The organism is Plebeiibacterium sediminum (assembly GCF_026013605.1).
GTDB classification, from domain to species: domain Bacteria; phylum Bacteroidota; class Bacteroidia; order Bacteroidales; family Marinilabiliaceae; genus Saccharicrinis; species Saccharicrinis sediminus.
The window spans coordinates 233703-254221 of sequence record NZ_JAPDPJ010000001.1 but is presented as its reverse complement, the minus strand read 5'-3'; the positions used below and the strand labels follow the sequence as shown (position 1 = coordinate 254221).

Genomic DNA, 20519 nt, shown 5'->3' with positions numbered 1-20519 from the left:
AATCCAACATCAATTTAGATAGTTACAATGCACCTTTTGTACTTGGTAAAGTGTCATTAAATACATCTTTTTTAATGGCCATTTTAATGGCTCTTGCTAGTGCTTTAAAAATGCCTTCAATTTTGTGATGTTCGTTGGCTCCATCTGCCTGTATGCGCAAGTTACTTAAAGAAGCGTCTGAAAAACTTTTGAAGAAATGCATAAACATTTCTGTAGGCATATCCCCAACCATCTCTCTTTTAAATTCTGTTTCCCAAACCAACCAGGGTCTGCCTCCAAAATCTAAGGCAACTAAAGCCATACATTCATCCATTGGAAGACAATATCCATATCTTTCAATACCTCTTTTATCGCCTAAAGCTCCTTTAAAAGCCTGACCTAAGGCCAAAGCTGTATCTTCAATAGTATGGTGTTCGTCTACGTGTAGATCACCATTAACTTTAATTGTTAAATCACATCCTGAATGTTTACCGATCTGTTCAAGCATATGATCAAAGAAGTTTAACCCGGTGCTAATGTCACATTTTCCTGTACCATCAAGATTTAATTGAATGGAAATGTCAGTTTCTGATGTTTTGCGCACTACACTTGAAGTTCGTTCTTTAGAAAACAAATATCTGCATATCTCATCCCAATTGGTTGTTATAAGTTTGCAAGTATCTGTTAACTCATTTTTAATAATTTCATCTTCGGCAGCTTTGTCTGCAAGAAATATAGCACTACAACCCAGGTTTTTAGCTAGCTGAACATCAGTAGTACGATCCCCGATAACAAATGAATTTTTAAGGTCATATTCCTCACTAAAGTACTTTTTTAGCATGGCAGTGCCTGGTTTTCTTGCCGGAGAATTATCGCATGGAAATGATGGATCTATAAATATCTCATCAAAAACAATTCCTTCTCCTTCAAGTGTTTTGAGCATTTTGTTTTGTGCAGGCCAAAATGTTTCTTCAGGGAAAGAATCTGTTCCTAAACCATCCTGATTGGTTACCATAGCTAATTCAAAGTCAAGCTTTGACGCAATTTTATTTAGATTTGAAATTGCTCCCGGATAGAATTCAAGTTTTTCCAGACTATCAACCTGAAAATCAACAGGAGGTTCATTTATAATGGTTCCATCACGATCAATAAAAAGTACTCTTTTCATGAATTAAATTATTAACAATTAATAGTCTTCGAATATTTATCAAGTCCAGTATATAAGCCATTGTTTTCCTCTGTTGAACCAATTGTGATTCTTAAACACCCTTCACATAAGGCAACTGAAGATCTGTCTCTGATGACTACACCTTGCTCTACCAAATAATTATAAATTCCTTTGGCATTATCTGTTTTAACCAATAGATAATTAGCATCAGAAGGGTAAATTTTATGTATAAAAGAATACTCTTTAAGTTTATCTTTCATAATAGATTTAGCTTCAATAATTTCCTTTACCCATTGCGCCATGTCATCCTCATTTTGTAACAAATCCAAAGCTGTTTTTTGGGTGAGAATATTGACGTTATAAGGATATTTAATTTTGTTGAAGATTCTTATTATCTCTGGTGAAGCAAATGCCATTCCCAGCCTTATCCCTGCCATTCCCCATGCTTTACTAAAAGTTTGAAGAATGATTAGGTTTGTATATTTTTTAAGTTTAGGGATAAAGCTTTTTTCAGGAACAAAATCTATATATGCTTCATCCAATACAACAATACCTTCAAAATTTTCTATGATTGTAATAATGTCTTCTGCTTTGAAGCTGTTTCCTGTAGGATTATTAGGCGAGCAGATAAATAATAGTTTGGTGTTTTCATCTGTAGCGTCTAATATTGCATCAACCTTAAGCTCAAAATCTTCAGTAAGTTTTACTTTTCGTGTTTCAATATTGTTAATATCAGCAGCTACCAGGTACATGCCGTAAGTAGGGTCAATGGCAACAACATTATCAATACCAGGCTCACAAAATGCTCTGTATGCTATATCTATTGCTTCATCACTTCCATTACCCAGAAATATATAATCAGAAGGAATGTTTTTTATTCTGGCAATCTGTTCTTTTAATTTTCTTTGGTATGGGTCGGGGTATCTGTTATAGGGTGGATTAAATGGGTTTTCATTTGCATCAAGAAAGATAGCTTCCTCTCCGGAAAATTCATCTCTTGCTGATGAATAAGGTTTTAAAGCCTTAATATTTGGTCTAAGTAATTGATCTATTGATTTCATATTTGTATAAAAAGCAATTATTGATAGTTGAAATGCACTATGATAAAATAATCTTACATTCTCTGAAATATGGAAATTCAGAGAATGAAGGATTATAAAATATTTAAATCTATTCCAGAGATTTTAAACGAATGGTAACTGCATTTTTATGTGCATGCAACTGTTCTTCTCCAGCCATTTGCTCTATAGAAGGACCAATTATCTTAAGACCGTTTGGAGAGATCTTTTGGAAAGTTATTTTCTTTAAATAACTGTCCAGATTTACACCACTATATGCTTTGGCATAACCATGTGTTGGTAGTGTATGGTTCGTTCCTGAGGCATAATCACCTGCGCTTTCCGGAGTGTAATTTCCAACAAAAACACTTCCTGCATTTGTTATCTGATCTGCTATAGAATCTTCATCTTTCATTGCAATGATTAAATGTTCAGGAGCGTAACTGTTGGTCATTTCAATCATTTCTGCCGTTTCGTTCAACAAAATAATACGACTGTTATCTAAGGCTTTTGAAGCAATTTCTTTGCGAGGAAGAAGGTCCAACTGGTTTCTTAATTCAATTTGAACTTCAGAAATAAGTGTTTTGCTATTTGTAATTAATATTACCTGACTATCTACTCCGTGTTCTGCCTGACTAAGCAGGTCAGAGGCGATAAATGCCGGATTGGCAGAATCATCAGCTAAAACCTCAACTTCAGAAGGACCGGCAGGCATATCAATTGCTACATCCTTCAGACTTACAAGCTGTTTAGCGGCTGTAACAAAACTATTTCCAGGACCAAAGATCTTATCAACTTTAGGAACTGTATCTGTGCCATAAGCCATGGAACCAATCGCCTGTACACCACCAATTTTATAGATTTTTGTTACGCCCACAAGCGAAGCTGTATAAAGAATTGCCGGATTTATTTTTCCATCTTTTCCCGGAGGAGTACAAAGGACAATTTCTTTACATTTAGCAATTTTAGCTGGAACAGCAAGCATAAGAACAGTAGAAAACAATGGGGCAGTACCACCTGGTATATATAATCCAACCTTTTCAATAGGAACACATTTCTGACGGCACACAACCCCTGGCATAGTTTCTACTACTCTTTCAGGAATAATTTGTGCCTCATGAAATTTTTCTACGTTTAATTTTGCTTTATATATAGCCTCCTTAAGTTGAGAAGATACATTTAAACTGGCTTCATCTATTTCAGATTTAGAAACCAGGATTTCTTCTGCTGCATATCCATCAAACTTTTCTGAATACTTACGCACAGCTGTATCTCCATCTTTCTTAATTTCATCAAGTATGGTTTGTACCTTGTTAAACAAACCGCTCAAATCATTTTCCGGGCGTTTTAAAAGGTCTGCCCATTCTTCTTTTTGTGGATATTCAAATACCTGCATGATGATTTATTATAGAATCATTTTTTCAATAGGGAAGGTCAATATACCTTCTGCACCGTTTTCTTTTAGTTTACCAATGATTTCCCAGAATTTTTTGTCTGAGATAACAGAGTGAATTGAACTCCATCCTTTTTCAGCCAGTGGTAAAACTGTTGGACTCTTCATACCAGGCAGAATACTAACGATTTTATCTACCTTGTCATTTGGAGCATTTAAAAGAATGTATTTATTAGAATTTGCTGCCATTACTGCATTGATGCGGAATAAAAGTTCTTCTAATAAAGCTTTTTTCTCGTCAGAAAGTCCATTAGCTTCAACAAGTAAAGCTTCTGATTTCATAACAACTTCTACTTCTTTTAATCTGTTCGCAACTAATGTACTTCCTGAACTCACAATGTCAAAAATACCATCTGCCAAACCGATTCCTGGTGCAATTTCAACAGAACCAGCTATTTCGTGAATCTCAGCATTGATATTCATTTTATCGAAATATTTTCTCAGTATTACAGGGTAAGAAGTAGCAATTTTTTTACCTTCGAAATATTGCGGACCATTATATTCATCGGCTTTTGGTATTGCCAGAGAAACTCTACATTTACTAAAACCTAATCTTTTAGCTATTTTAAGTTGAAAGTCTTTTTCTTCAACTTCATTTTCACCAACAATACCGATGTCAGCAACCTTATCAGCAATTGTTTGTGGAATATCGTCATCTCTTAAAAACAACACTTCAATTGGGAAACTTGGTGATTGAGCAACTAATGATCTGCTTCCCGTATTAAATTTTATTCCAGCTTCTTTTAATAGCTGCATTGAATCATCGTGTAATCTTCCTTTCTTTTGTAATGCAATTCTTAGTTTTTCCATTTCTCAATTACTTAAATATTGTTTTTAAAGTTTTGCCTAAAAAAAAAGAGGGCTTCCATAATGGCAAGCCCTCTTTATATATCATATACATACAACAATCCCGGCCCACCTATGGTAGATAATAATGATGTCCGTGATGATGTACTAAATTTCTCATTCTTGTATATTTTGAATTACAAAAGTAGACCTTTTTATTAAAACTGCAAATTATCATTGTTAATTTGTTGTAAAATTTAATTAGTGAAATGTATTATCGCCTCTTATTAGGGGGTGTAAATCAAAAAAGCCGGATTTGTAATGAAACAATCCGGCTTTTATTATATGAATTTCCGTTAAGAATCTGTATTAATGCCTAATTTTTGCATCTCTTCTTTTGATACAGCTGGAGGCATTTGTTTCTTCTTTATTTTTTCAACAATCAATTTGGCAACCTTTTCAGCATCTTCTTTGCTGTTAAAAGGTATTGATTTGTTTATGGCTGGAATTACATCCTGATGAATAAAAGTTTTACCATTAATCTTGATGTCGTAACCCCAACCATTATTTACCTCGAAAGTAAGGTATTCAATGTTTGTGTCTTTCTGTTTGGGTTTGCAACTAAAAAGGCAAACTGACAAAAGAAAGAATATTAATGTGTTAGTCTTTGTTTTCATATTCTTCATATGGTTCAAAATACCACATGTCATCAAATGAGTAGCTTCCGTTTCCACCAGTCATCACATAACCAACATCATTTAAAGTAAATGCAACAGCACCGTATCGGCTTGCTCCTTCAAAATCTGTTTTTTGTTTCCATCTGTCAGTCATAGGATCCCATTCCCAAGTCTCAAGGTTTGCACTACCTGTTGCTAAGTATGCTTTTCCTCCCATTGTAAATGAAACTGCATCATATCTTTGAATAGTGTTATCGTAGTCGTTATCAAAGCTAGAGTCAGTGAAGTCTGATATTCTGTTTAATTCAACCCAAGTGTCATTAGTTGAATCATAACGATAAAAGTCATCTCTTGAAACACCATTATCTAATCCACTTACAATATAAGCTTCACCATCTAATACGAAAGTTGTTGCAGATCTTCTTTTATATGGAATAGAGCTAATAGATGCCCATGTATTACTGTTTGGATCGTATGAATAAAAATCATTTAAGTTTCCTAGATCATCATCTTCTCCAGTACCAACATAACCTTTACCATTTACATAAAATGCTACTGCATCTCTACGAGCACTTCCTGGAAATTCAGCTGTAACTTCTGTCCAACCTGAACCTGGAGTGTATGCCCAAAAATCTTTAAGTTTATTATCGTCTTCGTCACTTCCTAAACCAACATAACCTGTAGATCCTGATGAAAAAGCAACTGCTCTGTTTCTTGCAAGACCTGGTAGTGCTTCAATTTGTTTCCATTGGAATGAAGTACCATTAATTGTTAATTCCCAAAAATCTGCGAATTTCTCATCGTCATCATAGTCATATCCTGTACCTACATATACTTTATCACCAATAGTAAAAGTGACTGCATGGGATCTAACTTTACCACTAAAATCACCCATTTCAACCCAGTTTCCTAGGTAATCGTCATCATCATCAGAACAACCTGTAAAACATAAGCTACTTATAAATAGCGCTGTGATAAAAAATATTGACTGCTTGATCATTGTTTTTTGTTTCAAATTATTATTTTAAAATTTTCTCATTGCGATACTACAATTAATAAACCAAATATTGTTTTTGAAAAAAAACTTTAACCTGAAATTAACTTTTAAGTTAAACGGTATAAGATATTTGCTTACTAACCTGTAAAATTCTGCGCTAATATAGACATATTATCTTAAAGTAATAAAAATCATTAAGAATTAATTCCTCGATACAGGCCAATGAATGTAGTAGAGTGTTGGAGGATACAATTTTTTTTGCACCTTTGTCGTTATTTTTTAAGATTTAATAAAGCACGGTATATTTATTGTGTTTTTGAAAATTAAATATCTATTAAAGATGCATAAATACTTATTTATATTTAGTGTTTTAATTGTCGGTATATGTTTTTCATGTGGCGATCAAAGTTTGGATGAAATATCTACCCCCATGGGAGAAGAATATATTGATGGGGAAGCAGGTATCATGATGATTGATACTTTTTCAGTAAAATTGAGTACTGTAATTAGGGATTCTGTTAGAACCTCTCAATCAGGAGAAGCTTTGGTAGGAAGTTTTAATCATCCTGATTTTGGACAAATTCATTCTGATGCAGTTTTCAGAATTTCATCACCAGGTAGAATTAATATAGATGAAGACGACGTTTATGATGGAATTGAGTTCTGTATAAAATATAACGATTATTTTTTAGGTGATACAACAGTTACGCATTCCTTTACTATTGAAGAGATAGAGTCGGACTTAAAGGATATGGAAAAGGATCAGAAGAAAGATGATTATTTTTATAATACCACTAGAGTTACTACGAAACGTATTTTAGGAGAATATACTGCTGTACCTAAGGTTACAAATTCTGACACCATTAAAATTCCTTTGGATGATGATTTTGGTAGAGAACTATTTGAAATGCTTCAGAACAATGATGATAATATTACTGTAGCTTCTGATTTTTATGATTACTTCAAGGGTGTCATGTTAAAAAGTAACCGAGACATTAACCAGTCTGTTATTGGATATAATGTTGGTGATTCATGTTGTATTAAATTACTTTATCATACAACTCTAGATCAAAGAATCGATAAAGAGGTTGAAATGAAAGTTGAAGCTAATTCAATATATCAATTTAATAGTATTGAAGTCGATCGTAATGGTGCTTTATTGAATGGTTTAATAGATCAGGAAGTCAGCATTTCAAGTGAGGATACTAATGATAAGTGTTTTGTGCAAGCTGGAACCGGAATTTATGCCAAAATTGATTTTCCGGGTTTAGAGCGTGCAGAGCAATTACCTGCCTTAAATCAAATTATTAAGGCTGAGATAGTATTTTTACCATTGGATTATACAGAAGATGATTTTAATGATTTTCCTAATCGATTGTTTGTATATGAATCAAATAGAAAGAATTACTTAGGGGAAGTAATTCTTGCAAGCAATAATTCGGATATATCTTATATGTATTTATATGATAATGCTGTAGATGAAGAGGAGGATGAATATTATACTGTAGATATTACCAATCAATTTGTAGCGGAATTTTTAGATGGAATTTATGATGATGATTTCTCATTTTTGATTGGATTATCATCCTCAGATATGGCATCAAAATTAACCACTATCTCTTTTGGAGGACATAATAATGCTGACTTTCAACCTAAATTAAGACTATATACATATTATTATTAAGATGATAATTATGACTAAAAGAATTCAATATATATCTATAGTAATTATATTATTTCTACTTCCTTTAACATTATCAGCTCAAACAGGAGCGCCTTCGGCATATACTACATTTGGTGTTGGAACAATTAATAACTCAGGTTTAGTTAAAAATCAGGGTATGGGAGGTACTGGACTAGGAATAAAATCTGATAATTTTATTAATTCATTAAATCCTGCCTCTTTAACTGGTATCGATAGTTTAAATATGCTTATTGATTTAGGATTAAGAATTAATAAGACGTTTTATGACACGAATGAGGGAAAAGGTAATGCTATTTCAGGAGGATTACATAATATCTCATTAGCCTTTCGTTCTTCAAACAGAATATTTACAAGTTTTGGTTTAGCACAATTTTCTTCAGTAGGATATAATGTAGCAACAACAACAGATATTCAAGGATCAAATACTACTGTAGTAAAAGAATATACTGGTACAGGAGGTGTTAATGAAGTGTATTTATCCAATGCCTATTCGCTTACAAAGAATTTAGCATTAGGTTTAAAGATTTCCTATTTATTCGGTAGTATTGATAAAACTGAAGTTTTTGCATCATCAGTAATTGGAGCTTTAAATGTGAATTATTCAGATTACGTTCAACAGTTTGCTTTCGAACCAGGTTTACAATATCAATTTAAAGTAAAGGATAATGAATTTACTTTAGGAGCCACATATCGTCCTCAAATTGATTTAGCCAATACAAGAACTGTTGAAACATACTCGTCAAGTGGTGCAGGTATTAGTGAAGATTTGGATGATGGTAATGATTACGATGTTCCTGCAAATATGGCTGGAGGTATAGCCTGGGCAAATAAGCGGGGATTAAAGTTAGCTTGTGACTATAGATTTCAGGAATGGAGTAATGTAACTTATTCAAGTAAGGCTGCAGTTTTAAAAGATAGTCACCGTTTTAGTTTTGGTGGAGAATATAGAAATAAAGAAACTAAAAAAGCCAACCCATTCTTATTTCAGGCAGGTGGTTATGTAGAGGATTCTTATATCAGAGTAGAAGGTAATTCAATTATTGATGCAGGAGTAAATGTAGGTGTTGGAATCCCAATGCGTAATAGTAAATCCTATTTCAATATTAATCTTAATTACGGAAGAAGAGGAACAAGAGGTGGTGATATTATTACAGAAAATTATTTTGGCGTTAATTTGAGTTTATCGTTAGTTGAATTCTGGTTTATGAAACGTCAGTTTGATTAATGATCTAAAGTCTTTATAAAAGCGAATAAAATATTAGAATCGCATTTAGGATTAATATTTCTTAAATGCGATTTTTTTTAAGCTTAATCTTTTCTAATTTCGTTTTCTAAACTTGATAACAATGTCAGTAAAAAATCATATTCCTAATTTTATTACGAGTCTAAATCTTTTATGTGGTGCCTTAGCTGCCTTTTATGCTTTAAATGGAAAACTAGGAACCGCAGCATTACTTATTTTTGCTGGTGCACTTTTTGATTTCACAGATGGTTTTGCAGCGAGAATGCTGAAGGCGTATTCGCCAATGGGGAAGGAACTGGACTCTCTTGCTGATATGATTAGTTTTGGTTTTGCGCCGATGGCTATATTACACATGATGCTTAAACAAACTGTTCTTGGTGATATTCAAGCGGACTTTTTTCAAGCTAATATACTTAATCAGGCATTTGTTTTATCTCCTTTTGTAATCACAGTATTTTCTGGATTACGACTGGCTAAATTCAATGTGGATACCCGCCAAACAGAAAGCTTTATAGGTTTAACAACTACCGCTACAGGTTTATTTATCTCGTCTTTAGGATTTGTATTTGTGCACGACTTAAACTGGCTAAATGATTTAATTCAGAATCAATGGTTATTATTAACATTTGTACCTGTTTTTTCTTTCTTGCTCGTGTCTGAAATACCGATGTTTTCCTTAAAGTTTAAAAACTTTAAATTACTGCAGAATCTTGATAAATTTGTGTTGTTACTTAGTGGTTTAATAATGATAGTATGGCTAGGTGTAGGTGGTATTGCTGTAGTAATCGCCCTTTATGTTTTCTTTTCAGTTATTAAGCTTGTATTTGTTAAAATTAACTAGATCTATTTTAATAGAAACATAAAAAAATCCCTTGAATTAACTCCAAGGGATCGTAATAATGAATTAGTGATATTTAGTGTTCTATAGCTCTGAATTATTGTTTGAATCAATAAGTTCAGCTTCCTTTTTTTCATACTTACTAATTAACCATTTTACTGATTGATAACTTATAACAATCAATAAAGGCCAACTAAGGTAGAAAAGAATTTCGCTCATATATTTCATGTGTATAAAATTTTTCTATTCGTTATTAAAACTGCTGAAAACCAATACTGTTCTTCACAAAATTGTATTTAAGTATTGTTCTAATATTCATGTTCTTAATAGATATGAATATCATCTTTTTCAATTTCTTCCTGATCAATTTTGTTAACATTAATAGCTCTCCAAGCATACCAGATGTATGCAAGTACAAACGGAATCATTAACGAAACGTAGCTCATTGCTGTTAATGTGAAATGACTCGAACTTGCATTTTCAATGGTTAATGAACTTTGTAGATTTGAAACTGATGGATAAAATGATGTGTTGTTATAACCTGCAATTAATAACAGCATTAATACCGTAATGATTGTGCCAGGACCAGTAAACCAAATACCTTTTGAACTTGGTTTTAAATAACTTGAAATAATACCCCAAAGTACCAATACAACTCCAGCTAAAAATCCGATTAAAATTAAAGGCATTTCAATTAAGTTGTTAAAGTATTTAAAAGGCTCCATGTAAACCTCTTTTGTACCAGGATCTACAGCAAATCCATCTCTTAATAGTAACCATGTTGTAAACGTAAGGAACAAAACAACAAATGGAATTGCGTTAATAATTAATTGTTTTCTTGCTCTTTCCAATATTTCTTTATGATCTACTGAATTCATAAAATAAAGGATGGCTAAGACTCTTGCTAAAAAGAATACAGTTAAACCAAGACTAAGGTTATGAAGGTTTAAAGCAGCTTCCAAACCATGAAATGGAGTATCCCATTTAGATTGATTTAATTCATTTACAGAAAAATTTGATCCAGTAAAGAATGTAGCTACAGCAGTACCAATGAATATGGTTCCAATTAATCCATTAATAAACAAGAATGTTTCATAGGTTTTTGGTCCATAAACATTGTTCGGTCTGTTTCTGAATTCATAAGCGATTGCCTGAATAACAAAGGCAAATAATATAATCATCCATACCCAATAGGCTCCACCAAAACTTGTACTGTAAAATAAAGGGAATGATGCAAAAAAAGCACCTCCAAATGTGACAAGAGTTGTAAATGTAAACTCCCATTTTCGACCAAGAGCATTCACTAAAATAGTTTTTTCATCTTTGGTTTTACCAAGAGTTGATATTAAGGTCTGTCCGCCTTGTACAAACATTAAAAACACTAAAATTGCTCCAAGAAGTGATACCAGAAACCACCAATAGTGTTGTAGTGCTAAGTGTGATAAATCTCCAAACATTATTGCTTTCCTCCTTCTTTTTTAGGTCCTATTTTAATCTGTTTCGTTAATATTTTTACTTCAGCAATTAGCAGAGAAGTAAATGTGATGGCAAATAACCAGAATGTTATCATAACCGATCCGGTATCAATTTGAGAAACGGCCCTGGATGTTGTCATTAAATCCTGAATAACCCATGGTTGTCTTCCTACTTCGGCAACAATCCAGCCAGCTTGAGAAGCAATATATACTAAAGGAATTGTCCATACAGATGCCCAAAGTATCACTTTATTGTCAGCTAGCTTATCTTTATATATTAAGAACAGGATGATCATAAACAGTAGTAAAAACCACATTCCTAGAGCTACCATGATATGGAAAGAGTAGAATGTTAAGGAAATTGGAGGAACCATTTTAAATGCATTGGCTTCTAATGTTTCCGGATCATCATCGTAATATGCTCCGTATCCAAAGTACTTAAAGTAGTTATCCATCCATGTATCATCGTTGAATTTAGCTTTTAAGGCAGCAAACTCCGGACTTTTTTCTTTCTGAGCTTTTTTGTATGCCATTAAAGTTTGTTGGGCTTCATAACCCCTTTTAATCTTTTCTTTATATGACATGATGCCGTGTTCTTCATTTCCTAGAACCAAATCTTTAACACCTGGTACAAATGCATCAAAGTCACCATAAGCCAGGAATGATAGAGCAGATGGAATTTCAATTTTCATTGCAAATTCGGCCTGAGATTCCCTAGTTAATGGTTTATCTTGAGCGTCTGTAATAAGTGCCATCCCAATAAGAGGAGCATTGGTAGTTCCTTCGTAAAGTCCTTCCATAGCAGCTAATTTCATAGGCTGTGCAGTTGCTACAGTTTTTGCTGATGAATCTCCACTACCAATTAGCATAATTGAAGAAAGGATACCAAATGCAGAAGCAACAATCATACTCTTCTTTGCAAAAGCAATCTCTCTTTTCTTAAGCAGATACCATGCGCTTACTCCAACTACAAAAACAGCTGCCAAAACAAATCCGGAAGTAGAAGTATGTAAAAACTTACTTACTGCACTAGGAGAAAGAAATACATCCCAGAAGTTTACCATTTCATTTCGGGCAGTATCAGGATTAAATCTCATTCCAACAGGATCCTGCATCCAGGCATTAGCAACCAGAATCCAGACTGCGGAAAGATTTGCACCGATAGCAGTTAACCATGTGGCTGTCAGGTGAAATCTCTTACTCACCTTACCCCATCCGAAAAACATAACGGCAATAAAGGTACTCTCCATAAAAAAGGCCATAATACCTTCAATGGCTAACGGTGCTCCGAAAATATCTCCAACAAACCAGGAGTAATTACTCCAGTTGGTTCCAAATTCGAACTCTAAGATGATACCAGTAGCTACCCCAATGGCAAAGTTAATTCCGAAGAGTTTCATCCAGAATTTTGTAATTCTTTTCCATTCAGGGTTACCCGTCCTGACATAAATAGTTTCCATGAAGGCTATAATAAAGCCAAGGCCAAGTGTTAATGGCACAAATATCCAGTGATACATTGCAGTTAAGGCAAATTGGGCCCGTGACCAGTTCACTAGAGCTAAATCAATAGATTCAAACATTTATCTGTTATTTTTGAGGGTTTGTTAATTGTTCAATAACGTGTGAGGCTCTTTCCTCATCAGAATTGAATTCTTTCTTTAATTTATTTTGAAAGAAGAATATTTTAAAAATGAAAAAGAATATAAATAGTTTTAATAGAACAATAAACCAAATGGAACGTGCCCAATTGGGTAAATTGCTAAATCCGTTTAAATAAAAGTCAATTATCTTTCTCAATGTGTGTCCCTTTTTTAATTTGCTAGAGAATCAGTATTTTATAAATATAGATTCTACGAATGTTTTGTTTATTATTTTAAAGCTAACTCGTAAACAATATTAAGGTAATAATGTTTCATGACAAATCAAATTTAAAAAATAAATTCAGCAATCAACTACCGAAATAGGTCTTTTTGTACCTAAATAGATCATTTCTTTATTTTAGCTCTCGTTTCATTTCTGTAATCTATTTGTATCTTTGTGCTTCTTGTTTTTTAGCAATTCATAAATGATTGATCAGAGTACTGTAGATAGGATAGTTGAAACATCGCAATCTCAAATTATTGATGTAGTGTCAGAGTTTGTGTCGTTGCGTAGGAGGGGAATTAATTACATTGGTAATTGTCCTTTCCATAATGAAAAGACGCCCTCATTTACAGTATCGCCACATAAAGGTATCTACAAGTGTTTTGGTTGTGGTAAAGGAGGGAATGCCGTTAACTTTTTAATGGATGTGGAACAAATTTCTTTTATTGATGCAATAAAGTATCTGGGAAAGAAATTTCATATTCACGTTGAAGATGTTGAGTTAAGTCCGCAACAGCAGCAAGTTAAGAACGACCGTGAAAGTATGATGGCCGTTTCTGTCTTTGCTCAAAAATATTTTAGTGATATTTTGCATAAATCTGATGAAGGTCGTTCTGTGGGACTATCCTATTTGCGTGAACGAGGTTTCAGAGATGATATAATTAATAAGTTTGAGTTGGGTTATTCTCCTGATTCAAAATCTGCGTTTACAGATGAAGCTTTAAAAAATAGTTTTAAACTTGAGTTTCTGGAAAAGACAGGATTAACTATTGTAAGGGATAATTATAAAGCAGATCGTTTCAGGGGGCGTGTTATTTTTCCCATACATAGTATATCTGGTAAACCAACCGCTTTTGGTGGAAGAGTTTTAAAAACGGATGCTAAAACAGCAAAATATTTAAATTCTCCTGAATCCGAGATTTATCATAAAAGTAAGATTCTTTATGGAATTTTCCAGGCTAAACAGGAGATTACACGTAAAGATCGTTGTTTTCTGGTTGAAGGTTATACTGATGTAATCTCATTTCATCAGGCTGGTATTCATAATGTTGTTGCGTCATCAGGTACTGCGTTAACGGTTGATCAAATCAGATTAATTGCCAGGTTTACGCCAAATATTACCATTATATATGATGGTGACCCTGCCGGAATTAAAGCCTCGTTACGAGGAATTGATCTGGTTTTAGAACAAGGAATGAATGTTAAGGTATTGTTGTTGCCAGAGGGCGAAGATCCGGATTCCTTTTCTAAGAATCGAAATGCAGAACAGTTACAGCGATATATTGACGAAAATGAAGGTGACTTTATTAAGTTTAAAACCGGAATTCTTCTTAAGGATGCGCAGAATGATCCTGTTAAAAGGGCTCAGTTATTACAAGATATTGTTCGAACAATATCAGTAATTCCAGAAGCATTTATCAGAGGAGAATACATAAAGGAATGTAGTACTTTATTACAGGTAAGAGAACAGGTTTTATACGATGAAATTGGTAAAATTACCCGTAAAAAGAGAGAGGAAGGATATAAACAACAGTTTGAGGCTCCGGTTCAAGCACCTGTTGCTGTAAATAGTCCAATTTCAAATTCAGCGTTTACTTCACAAAATCCATTTGAAGTTGAGGAACTGGAGATCGTGAGGTATTTAATAAAATATGGAGAAAGGCCTCTTTTCAGTAAAAGTGAAGAAGCTGTTGATGAAAATATCACAGTCGGGGATTATATTCTTAGTCAATTGAAAGAAGATGAACTGGAGAGTTTGAATCCTGTTTATAACAAAATATTTCAGTTGTATGAAGACAATAAAACTAAGGAGGGTTTTGAATCGGCTAAGTTTTATGTAAGTTCCATGGATTCGGAGGTGAATCAAATAGCATCTGATTTATTGTCGAAAGAACACGCCTTAAGTAAAATACATAGCAAATTTGGCCAGGGTAATTGGAACGAAGAATATTTGTTGCATGCCATTGTACCAAAGTTACTTAACGAACTTAAGCTTAAAAAAGTAAAGCGTTTAATAGAGGAAAAAAGACTCGAGTTGAAGGAAGTAGAACAATCTAAAGACGTTGAAAAATTAATGGAGTTGATGAAGACTATTAGTAGACTGCAGCAATTGCAGACTTTGTTTTCAAAAGAGTTGGGTAACAGAGCCATCGTTTAACATAGTAATTCAAAAAAATATATACAATGAAAACAGTAGAGCATTTAGACAATGAACGTATTGAAAAGATAATAAGGAAATGTGATGTGTGTTTTGTGGGTGTTATTGATGGAGATGTGCCTTATGTATTACCAATGAATTTTGGGTTTAAAGACAATGTAATTTATCTTCATTCAGCTCCGGGAGGTAGAGTAATTGAGGCGTTAAATAATAATAATAATATTTGTGTTACTTTTAGTACAGATCATGAATTAGCTTTTCAACATCCCGAAGTAGCCTGTAGTTACCGTATGAAATCAAAAAGTGTGGTAGCATGGGGAAAAGTTGTTTTTCAGGAAGATATGGCTAAAAAGGAAGAAGCTTTAAATATTATCATGGAGCAATATTCCGATAAAAAGTTTACTTATTCTGAACCAGCAATACGAAACGTAAAAATTTGGGAGGTGCCTATTGATAATGTTTCTTGTAAGGAATTTGGAGCCCCTCATGAAAAGTATAAGGGTGATGATTCTGTAAGAAGAACCTTTTAAAACCAATACGCATAATCAATAATATGATCTTATAAATGCCAATTATCTGCAGATAATTGGCATTTGAGAAATATAGAAATACTGATTTAAGTATATTAACACTCGATCTAATACCTATTATCTAAAATCTAACGATCTACAATTTTATGGTTCTTAATTATATCTGGATAGCATTTTTCATCGTATCATTTATCGTTGCTTTGGTGCGCTTGATTTTTTTTGGAGATATGGAGATTTTTCCAGATTTAATGAATTCTACTTTTAGCAATGCAAAAACAGGTTTCGAAATTTCATTAGGACTTACAGGAGTACTTTCTCTTTGGTTGGGGTTTATGAAGATTGGGGAACAGGGTGGAGTTGTACGAGGCTTATCAAGGTTTATTGGACCATTATTTAATCGATTGTTTCCTGAACTTCCTAAAAATCATCCGGTTTTTGGTACAATTATGATGAATTTGTCAGCCAATATGCTAGGACTTGACAATGCTGCTACACCAATGGGCCTTAAAGCAATGGGGCAATTACAGGAGGAAAATAAATCAAAAGATACTGCCAGTAATGCCCAAATTATGTTTTTGGTTTTAAATACTTCAGGTTTAACAATTATTCCTGTTAGTATAATGGTTTACAGAGCACAATTTGGCGCAGCTAATCCTGCAGATATTTTTATTCCTATATTATTAGCAACATTTTTTTCCACCTTGGCAGGAATTTTATCTGTGGCGTTTGTACAAAAAATTAAACTTTGGGATAATGTAATTTTATCCTATTTAGGAGGTTTAACGGCAATTGTTTGTGGATTGATATATTGGCTTTCCACGCTTCCTAAAGATCAAATAAAAAGCATATCATTAGTTGGTTCCAATGTCATTCTATTTTCAATAATAATTGTTTTTTTACTAGCAGCTATTCGCAAGAAAGTTAATGTTTACGATGCATTTATAGATGGTGCTAAGGAAGGGTTTCAGATTGCAATAAAAATTATACCTTACTTGGTTGCTATATTGGTTGCTATAGGTTTATTCAGGACTTCAGGAGCCATGGATTTTATTGTTGGTGGAATAAAATCATTATTTGTATATTTTAATTTAGATGCAAGGTTTGTAGATGCATTACCAACGGCCTTAATGAAACCACTTAGTGGAAGTGGTGCCCGAGGTATGATGCTGGAGCTTTTTAGTAATCCGGATTTTGGAGTTGATTCATTTGCTGCAAAAATAGCATCAACCGTACAGGGAGCAACGGATACTACATTTTATATTATTGCTGTATATTTTGGTTCAGTAGGAATTAAAAAAACACGTCATGCAATTGGTTGTGGCTTGATTGCTGATCTGGCGGGGATAATTGCTTCTATAGTTATTGGATATATGTTCTTTGGTTAAAGACACTAACCAGAAATTTTTGTTTTGCTTTAGATAAGCTTTCAAACTAGCCATAAGATATCTTGCTCTTTTATAGGAATGATTAAATTTGTAAAGTTCCATGTGCCCATTATAGCAAATTATTATAACATGAAAATATTAATGCTATTTGTTTTTGGAGTTATTTGTACTACCTCTCTTTATTCACAAGACACTGCTAATAGTGCAGATCTTAAGTTCTCCTCTTTTGCTGCGGGGGTAGATTACACCTCAAACAATAGTTTAAATGGAACCACGAGCATGTATAGCACGCAGCCTATCAGTTCTGTTTTTGTAAGTTATTATCACAAATCCGGGTTTAATTTATCTTTATATCTTTCAAATATTGCCAACTCAGATGAAAGCAATACCGCATCTACTCAGGAATATGGTATATCTTTAGGCTATGATTTAGATATTACTTCATGGTTGATGGGATCAGTAAATTATAGTCATTATGAGTTCAGTGATAATTCCAATGCTCTAAAGTCTAACTATAGTGATTTGTTTAATTTGAATACTTACAGTCAAATAAAATGGTGGAATGCCAGCATTGATTTTGGATATTATTCTGGCGAAGCAAATGATTTGTATTTGTCATTTCAGACAGGAGTTGATTTTGATGTAGATAATGTTTTTAAAAAGGGTAATACATTAAGTATTCAACCTGCATTTATTCTGTTTGCTAATAGTATTGATTATTATAATGATGAAGCATATAATAATTATTATTTTTTATATGAGTATTCGCAAAATAATCCAGAAGAAACTGTTGGAGAATTGCTTGAATCCATTGAAAATCCTCAGGATATTCAAGACCGGCTCATTAGTAGAATTATAAGTCGTCGACCTTATTATTACAAAAAAATATCAAAGCTCGATACAGATTTGGTGATATCTGATTTATTTAAAGAGCAGAGTTCTTTTAATATAAGTAGTCTGGGATTTTCATTACCTATTTATTATCAATGGGGTAGTTTTATGGTAAATGCAGGGTTCTCTGTGTATAAACCACTTCATCAACCCACATATGTAAATGAAGATTGGACCTCATTTACAAATTTTGGATTGACTTATTTCCTGTCGTGGTAAGAAGATTAATTACAAAACTCTATTAAATACATATCAACATTTTCATCACCTAATTCAGCAGCTTTATTTAAGTCTGCACATCCAGAATCTTTATCCTCCATATTAAAATGAGCAACGCCTCGATTAAAATAAAAATCTGAAATTTTATTGTTGAGTTCAATAGCTTCTGAGTAATCCAGAATTGCATCAGAATAATTACCTAATTGAAACCATGCATTTGCTCTGTCATAGTAGGCAAATTCATAATCCGGATTTATTTTAATGCCTGAATTAAACGATTCTATAGCTTCTTTATATAATCCTAATTCATAAAGTGCATTTCCTTTGTCAAAATATGCATCGTAATAGTCAGGATCCATTTCTATGATCTGATTAAAAATTGAGATTGCTTTTGAATACTCTTTTAATTCAAAATGAGCATTCGCTTTGTTGTAATAAGCATCTTTATAAGTATTATTATTCTGGATGCAAAAATTATAATTGTCAATAGCCTTTTTGTAATCGCCATTATCAAAATAGCTATTAGCTAAGTAAAAATATAAGTCAGGATTTGTTGGGTCTAGTTTAAGAGCTTCAGAAAAAGAGTTAATGGCTTTTTCATATTCAGCTTTATCCAGATAGGTATTTCCCTTTTTAATTAATTGGTTGATGTTTGTTTGAGCAAAAGATGCTAAAGAAATCCAAAGCCCAAAGAATACAAATGTAAATTTCATAATGTTCATGTTGTGGACTTTATCGGGTTCTGTTTCTTAATTGTTTTTGACGTTCAAGTCTTCTCTGCTGAAGGGCGTTTCTACGTTTCTGTACAGTAGTATTCTGCCTTTTTATGCTTTCCCGATTTTTTAATGGGGCTTGTTTTAGTTGAGAATTATGATAAGAAATCATCTTTTTCTTATTCATTCTCATTTTTTTATTCATTTTAAGGTAACGTAAGTCTCTTCTTTGGTGGTAATTATCCCGTATTACAGCCATCTGAGATCGACTAGTAGCTTTGATTTCGATTTTAGGAGATTTATTCTCCTGTGTCTTTTTATTTACCTCTTGTCCCAATGTATTTGCAATGATACATAGCCAAAAAAATATTATTAAATAAAATAGCTTCATATACCTAATTTTTTGTTTTCGGATCAATCAAATATCGCTAAGATACTTTTCTATAATCTTGGATAGTAAAAATACTAAAAGGTTTAATGCATTTCTTTTTAATTTTTTCGAAAAATAAATATCTATATAACTATATAGTTCGTGGAAGAAATTCAATTATTCATGAAATATTTTTAATGAAAATGAAAATAATTATTAAAAACATGTTAAAAAATATAAAATTACATTATATTAGCAGTCGGAAAATAAACCCTTTTCCCTTAAATCAGATAAAAAAATCCAAAAGAAAATGAAAGACTTGTTGCCCACAAGTCTTTTTCTTTTTTATATCCCTTTAAAACAAAACCAAATATTTCTTGTTGGTTAATATTAGAGTATCAGTTTATTAGTATGAAAGAATTTTGGAATGATAGGTTTTCGTCTGATAACTACATATATGGAGTGGATCCTAATGTGGTATTAAAGGACTTTATTGATAGAAATAAGCCGGGTGTTATATTGTTTCCAGGTGAAGGAGAAGGTCGGAATATCGTGTATGCCGCGCAAAAGGGTTGGAGTGCAAAAGCTATTGATCAAAGCGATAAAGGCAAAGATAAAGCCCTAAAGTTAGCTTTAAAAAATAATGTTAATATTGACTATTCAGTAGACGATATATTAACATTTGATTACAAATCAGAATCTTTTGATGCTATTGCCTTGGTGTTTTTTCATTTACCCGAAATATTGAGAAAAAAGATTCATAAACATCTAATATCTCTCTTAAAACCCAATGGTAAAATTTTTATTGTTGGTTTTACTAAAGAACAATTGAAGTATTCAAGCGGTGGACCAAAAGATGTTAATATGTTGTATTCTGAAGAATTGTTGTACGAAGATTTTAGAGGTTTGGAAGTAATTAAATGCGTAACAGAGGAGATGGAGTTAGATGAAGGTCCGGGGCATCAGGGAGTAGGATCTGTTATTGAGTTTGAAGCTGTGAAGAATTAGTGA

The 20519-nt window shown here is 32.9% G+C and carries 20 protein-coding genes; 8 read left to right on the top strand and 12 right to left on the bottom strand.

The genetic code is table 11. From position 1 onward, the window contains the following. Nucleotides 1-22 precede the first annotated feature (22 nt). The 6 genes from hisB to OM075_RS01075 all read right to left on the bottom strand — a co-directional run bounded on the left by hisB (nucleotide 23) and on the right by OM075_RS01075 (nucleotide 6121). On the bottom strand, nucleotides 23-1147 hold the full coding sequence (hisB, locus tag OM075_RS01100) for a bifunctional histidinol-phosphatase/imidazoleglycerol-phosphate dehydratase HisB (RefSeq protein ID WP_301188609.1): 1125 nt from the start codon (nucleotides 1145-1147) through the stop codon (nucleotides 23-25). 11 nt (nucleotides 1148-1158) lie between these two features. Then, entirely contained in the window at nucleotides 1159-2208 is a 1050-nt protein-coding gene (hisC, locus tag OM075_RS01095) for a histidinol-phosphate transaminase (protein WP_301188608.1), read from the bottom strand. Between the two features lie 109 nt (nucleotides 2209-2317). Further along, nucleotides 2318-3601: a histidinol dehydrogenase gene (gene hisD / locus OM075_RS01090; RefSeq protein WP_301188607.1), complete on the bottom strand. Its 1284-nt coding sequence runs from the start codon at nucleotides 3599-3601 to the stop codon at nucleotides 2318-2320. A gap of 9 nt (nucleotides 3602-3610) precedes the next feature. Beyond that, nucleotides 3611-4468, bottom strand: a complete 858-nt coding sequence (hisG, locus tag OM075_RS01085; protein ID WP_301188606.1) for an ATP phosphoribosyltransferase — start codon at nucleotides 4466-4468, stop codon at nucleotides 3611-3613. 332 nt (nucleotides 4469-4800) lie between these two features. Next, nucleotides 4801-5121, bottom strand: a complete 321-nt coding sequence (locus OM075_RS01080; protein WP_301188605.1) for a DUF4907 domain-containing protein — start codon at nucleotides 5119-5121, stop codon at nucleotides 4801-4803. Further along, the gene (locus tag OM075_RS01075; protein ID WP_301188604.1) at nucleotides 5105-6121 is read right to left on the bottom strand and encodes a Kelch repeat-containing protein; all 1017 of its coding nucleotides are present in this window, start codon (nucleotides 6119-6121) and stop codon (nucleotides 5105-5107) included. Before OM075_RS01075 ends, OM075_RS01080 begins: the two co-directional genes overlap by 17 nt. 337 nt (nucleotides 6122-6458) lie before the next feature. Here OM075_RS01075 and OM075_RS01070 point away from each other — a divergent pair, with 337 nt between their 5' ends. The 3 genes from OM075_RS01070 to OM075_RS01060 all read left to right on the top strand — a co-directional run bounded on the left by OM075_RS01070 (nucleotide 6459) and on the right by OM075_RS01060 (nucleotide 9907). Then, nucleotides 6459-7802 (top strand): DUF4270 family protein, encoded by a 1344-nt coding sequence (locus OM075_RS01070; RefSeq protein WP_301188603.1) that lies wholly within the window; start codon nucleotides 6459-6461, stop codon nucleotides 7800-7802. 10 nt (nucleotides 7803-7812) lie between these two features. Next, nucleotides 7813-9048 carry a BamG family beta-barrel-assembly machinery protein gene (bamG, locus tag OM075_RS01065; protein WP_301188602.1) on the top strand — a complete coding sequence of 412 codons (1236 nt, stop codon included), beginning with the start codon at nucleotides 7813-7815 and terminating at the stop codon, nucleotides 9046-9048. A 121-nt stretch (nucleotides 9049-9169) separates the two neighbouring features. After that, entirely contained in the window at nucleotides 9170-9907 is a 738-nt protein-coding gene (locus tag OM075_RS01060; RefSeq protein WP_301188601.1) for a CDP-alcohol phosphatidyltransferase family protein, read from the top strand. 81 nt (nucleotides 9908-9988) lie between these two features. Here the strand turns inward: OM075_RS01060 and OM075_RS01055 are convergent, their stop codons facing one another. From OM075_RS01055 to OM075_RS01040, 4 genes are all read right to left on the bottom strand, one after another. Beyond that, on the bottom strand, nucleotides 9989-10132 hold the full coding sequence (locus tag OM075_RS01055; RefSeq protein WP_301188600.1) for a hypothetical protein: 144 nt from the start codon (nucleotides 10130-10132) through the stop codon (nucleotides 9989-9991). A gap of 95 nt (nucleotides 10133-10227) precedes the next feature. After that, nucleotides 10228-11361, bottom strand: coding sequence for a cytochrome d ubiquinol oxidase subunit II (gene cydB, locus OM075_RS01050; RefSeq protein WP_301188599.1), 1134 nt, complete (start codon nucleotides 11359-11361; stop codon nucleotides 10228-10230). Continuing rightward, nucleotides 11361-12959 carry a cytochrome ubiquinol oxidase subunit I gene (locus OM075_RS01045; protein ID WP_301188598.1) on the bottom strand — a complete coding sequence of 533 codons (1599 nt, stop codon included), beginning with the start codon at nucleotides 12957-12959 and terminating at the stop codon, nucleotides 11361-11363. Before OM075_RS01045 ends, cydB begins: the two co-directional genes overlap by 1 nt. Before the next feature lie 7 nt (nucleotides 12960-12966). Beyond that, entirely contained in the window at nucleotides 12967-13176 is a 210-nt protein-coding gene (locus tag OM075_RS01040; protein WP_301188597.1) for a DUF4492 domain-containing protein, read from the bottom strand. Between the two features lie 268 nt (nucleotides 13177-13444). Here OM075_RS01040 and dnaG point away from each other — a divergent pair, with 268 nt between their 5' ends. The 4 genes from dnaG (at nucleotide 13445) to OM075_RS01020 (ending at nucleotide 18425) form a co-directional block, all read left to right on the top strand. Continuing rightward, nucleotides 13445-15400, top strand: a complete 1956-nt coding sequence (dnaG, locus tag OM075_RS01035; protein ID WP_301188596.1) for a DNA primase — start codon at nucleotides 13445-13447, stop codon at nucleotides 15398-15400. 26 nt (nucleotides 15401-15426) lie between these two features. Continuing rightward, nucleotides 15427-15930 carry a pyridoxamine 5'-phosphate oxidase family protein gene (locus tag OM075_RS01030; RefSeq protein ID WP_301188595.1) on the top strand — a complete coding sequence of 168 codons (504 nt, stop codon included), beginning with the start codon at nucleotides 15427-15429 and terminating at the stop codon, nucleotides 15928-15930. A gap of 146 nt (nucleotides 15931-16076) precedes the next feature. Beyond that, nucleotides 16077-17315 (top strand): nucleoside recognition domain-containing protein, encoded by a 1239-nt coding sequence (locus OM075_RS01025; RefSeq protein ID WP_301188594.1) that lies wholly within the window; start codon nucleotides 16077-16079, stop codon nucleotides 17313-17315. Between the two features lie 129 nt (nucleotides 17316-17444). Continuing rightward, entirely contained in the window at nucleotides 17445-18425 is a 981-nt protein-coding gene (locus OM075_RS01020; RefSeq protein WP_301188593.1) for a hypothetical protein, read from the top strand. 5 nt (nucleotides 18426-18430) lie between these two features. On the opposite strand, the gene OM075_RS01015 is transcribed toward OM075_RS01020, so the two are convergent. Both OM075_RS01015 and OM075_RS01010 read right to left on the bottom strand, forming a co-directional pair. Continuing rightward, nucleotides 18431-19138, bottom strand: coding sequence for a tetratricopeptide repeat protein (locus OM075_RS01015; protein WP_301188592.1), 708 nt, complete (start codon nucleotides 19136-19138; stop codon nucleotides 18431-18433). A gap of 19 nt (nucleotides 19139-19157) precedes the next feature. Beyond that, nucleotides 19158-19529 carry a hypothetical protein gene (locus OM075_RS01010; protein WP_301188591.1) on the bottom strand — a complete coding sequence of 124 codons (372 nt, stop codon included), beginning with the start codon at nucleotides 19527-19529 and terminating at the stop codon, nucleotides 19158-19160. A 390-nt stretch (nucleotides 19530-19919) separates the two neighbouring features. Between OM075_RS01010 and OM075_RS01005 the strand changes: the two genes are divergently transcribed. Next, on the top strand, nucleotides 19920-20516 hold the full coding sequence (locus OM075_RS01005; protein WP_301188590.1) for a class I SAM-dependent methyltransferase: 597 nt from the start codon (nucleotides 19920-19922) through the stop codon (nucleotides 20514-20516). The last annotated feature ends 3 nt before the right edge of the window (nucleotides 20517-20519 follow it).

Bases quoted from the DNA above. Each gene is read 5' to 3' on its own strand.
- hisB (WP_301188609.1), bottom strand. From the start codon at position 1,147: ATGAAAAGAGTACTTTTTATTGATCGTGATGGAACCATTATAAATGAA.
- OM075_RS01070 (WP_301188603.1), top strand. From the start codon at position 6,459: ATGCATAAATACTTATTTATATTTAGTGTTTTAATTGTCGGTATATGT.
- hisD (WP_301188607.1), bottom strand. From the start codon at position 3,601: ATGCAGGTATTTGAATATCCACAAAAAGAAGAATGGGCAGACCTTTTA.
- dnaG (WP_301188596.1), top strand. From the start codon at position 13,445: ATGATTGATCAGAGTACTGTAGATAGGATAGTTGAAACATCGCAATCT.
- OM075_RS01010 (WP_301188591.1), bottom strand. From the start codon at position 19,529: ATGAAGCTATTTTATTTAATAATATTTTTTTGGCTATGTATCATTGCA.
- OM075_RS01015 (WP_301188592.1), bottom strand. From the start codon at position 19,138: ATGAAATTTACATTTGTATTCTTTGGGCTTTGGATTTCTTTAGCATCT.
- OM075_RS01005 (WP_301188590.1), top strand. From the start codon at position 19,920: ATGAAAGAATTTTGGAATGATAGGTTTTCGTCTGATAACTACATATAT.
- OM075_RS01030 (WP_301188595.1), top strand. From the start codon at position 15,427: ATGAAAACAGTAGAGCATTTAGACAATGAACGTATTGAAAAGATAATA.
- OM075_RS01055 (WP_301188600.1), bottom strand. From the start codon at position 10,132: ATGAAATATATGAGCGAAATTCTTTTCTACCTTAGTTGGCCTTTATTG.
- OM075_RS01075 (WP_301188604.1), bottom strand. From the start codon at position 6,121: ATGATCAAGCAGTCAATATTTTTTATCACAGCGCTATTTATAAGTAGC.
- cydB (WP_301188599.1), bottom strand. From the start codon at position 11,361: ATGTTTGGAGATTTATCACACTTAGCACTACAACACTATTGGTGGTTT.
- OM075_RS01080 (WP_301188605.1), bottom strand. From the start codon at position 5,121: ATGAAAACAAAGACTAACACATTAATATTCTTTCTTTTGTCAGTTTGC.
- hisG (WP_301188606.1), bottom strand. From the start codon at position 4,468: ATGGAAAAACTAAGAATTGCATTACAAAAGAAAGGAAGATTACACGAT.
- hisC (WP_301188608.1), bottom strand. From the start codon at position 2,208: ATGAAATCAATAGATCAATTACTTAGACCAAATATTAAGGCTTTAAAA.
- OM075_RS01045 (WP_301188598.1), bottom strand. From the start codon at position 12,959: ATGTTTGAATCTATTGATTTAGCTCTAGTGAACTGGTCACGGGCCCAA.
- OM075_RS01060 (WP_301188601.1), top strand. From the start codon at position 9,170: ATGTCAGTAAAAAATCATATTCCTAATTTTATTACGAGTCTAAATCTT.
- OM075_RS01020 (WP_301188593.1), top strand. From the start codon at position 17,445: ATGAAAATATTAATGCTATTTGTTTTTGGAGTTATTTGTACTACCTCT.
- bamG (WP_301188602.1), top strand. From the start codon at position 7,813: ATGACTAAAAGAATTCAATATATATCTATAGTAATTATATTATTTCTA.
- OM075_RS01025 (WP_301188594.1), top strand. From the start codon at position 16,077: ATGGTTCTTAATTATATCTGGATAGCATTTTTCATCGTATCATTTATC.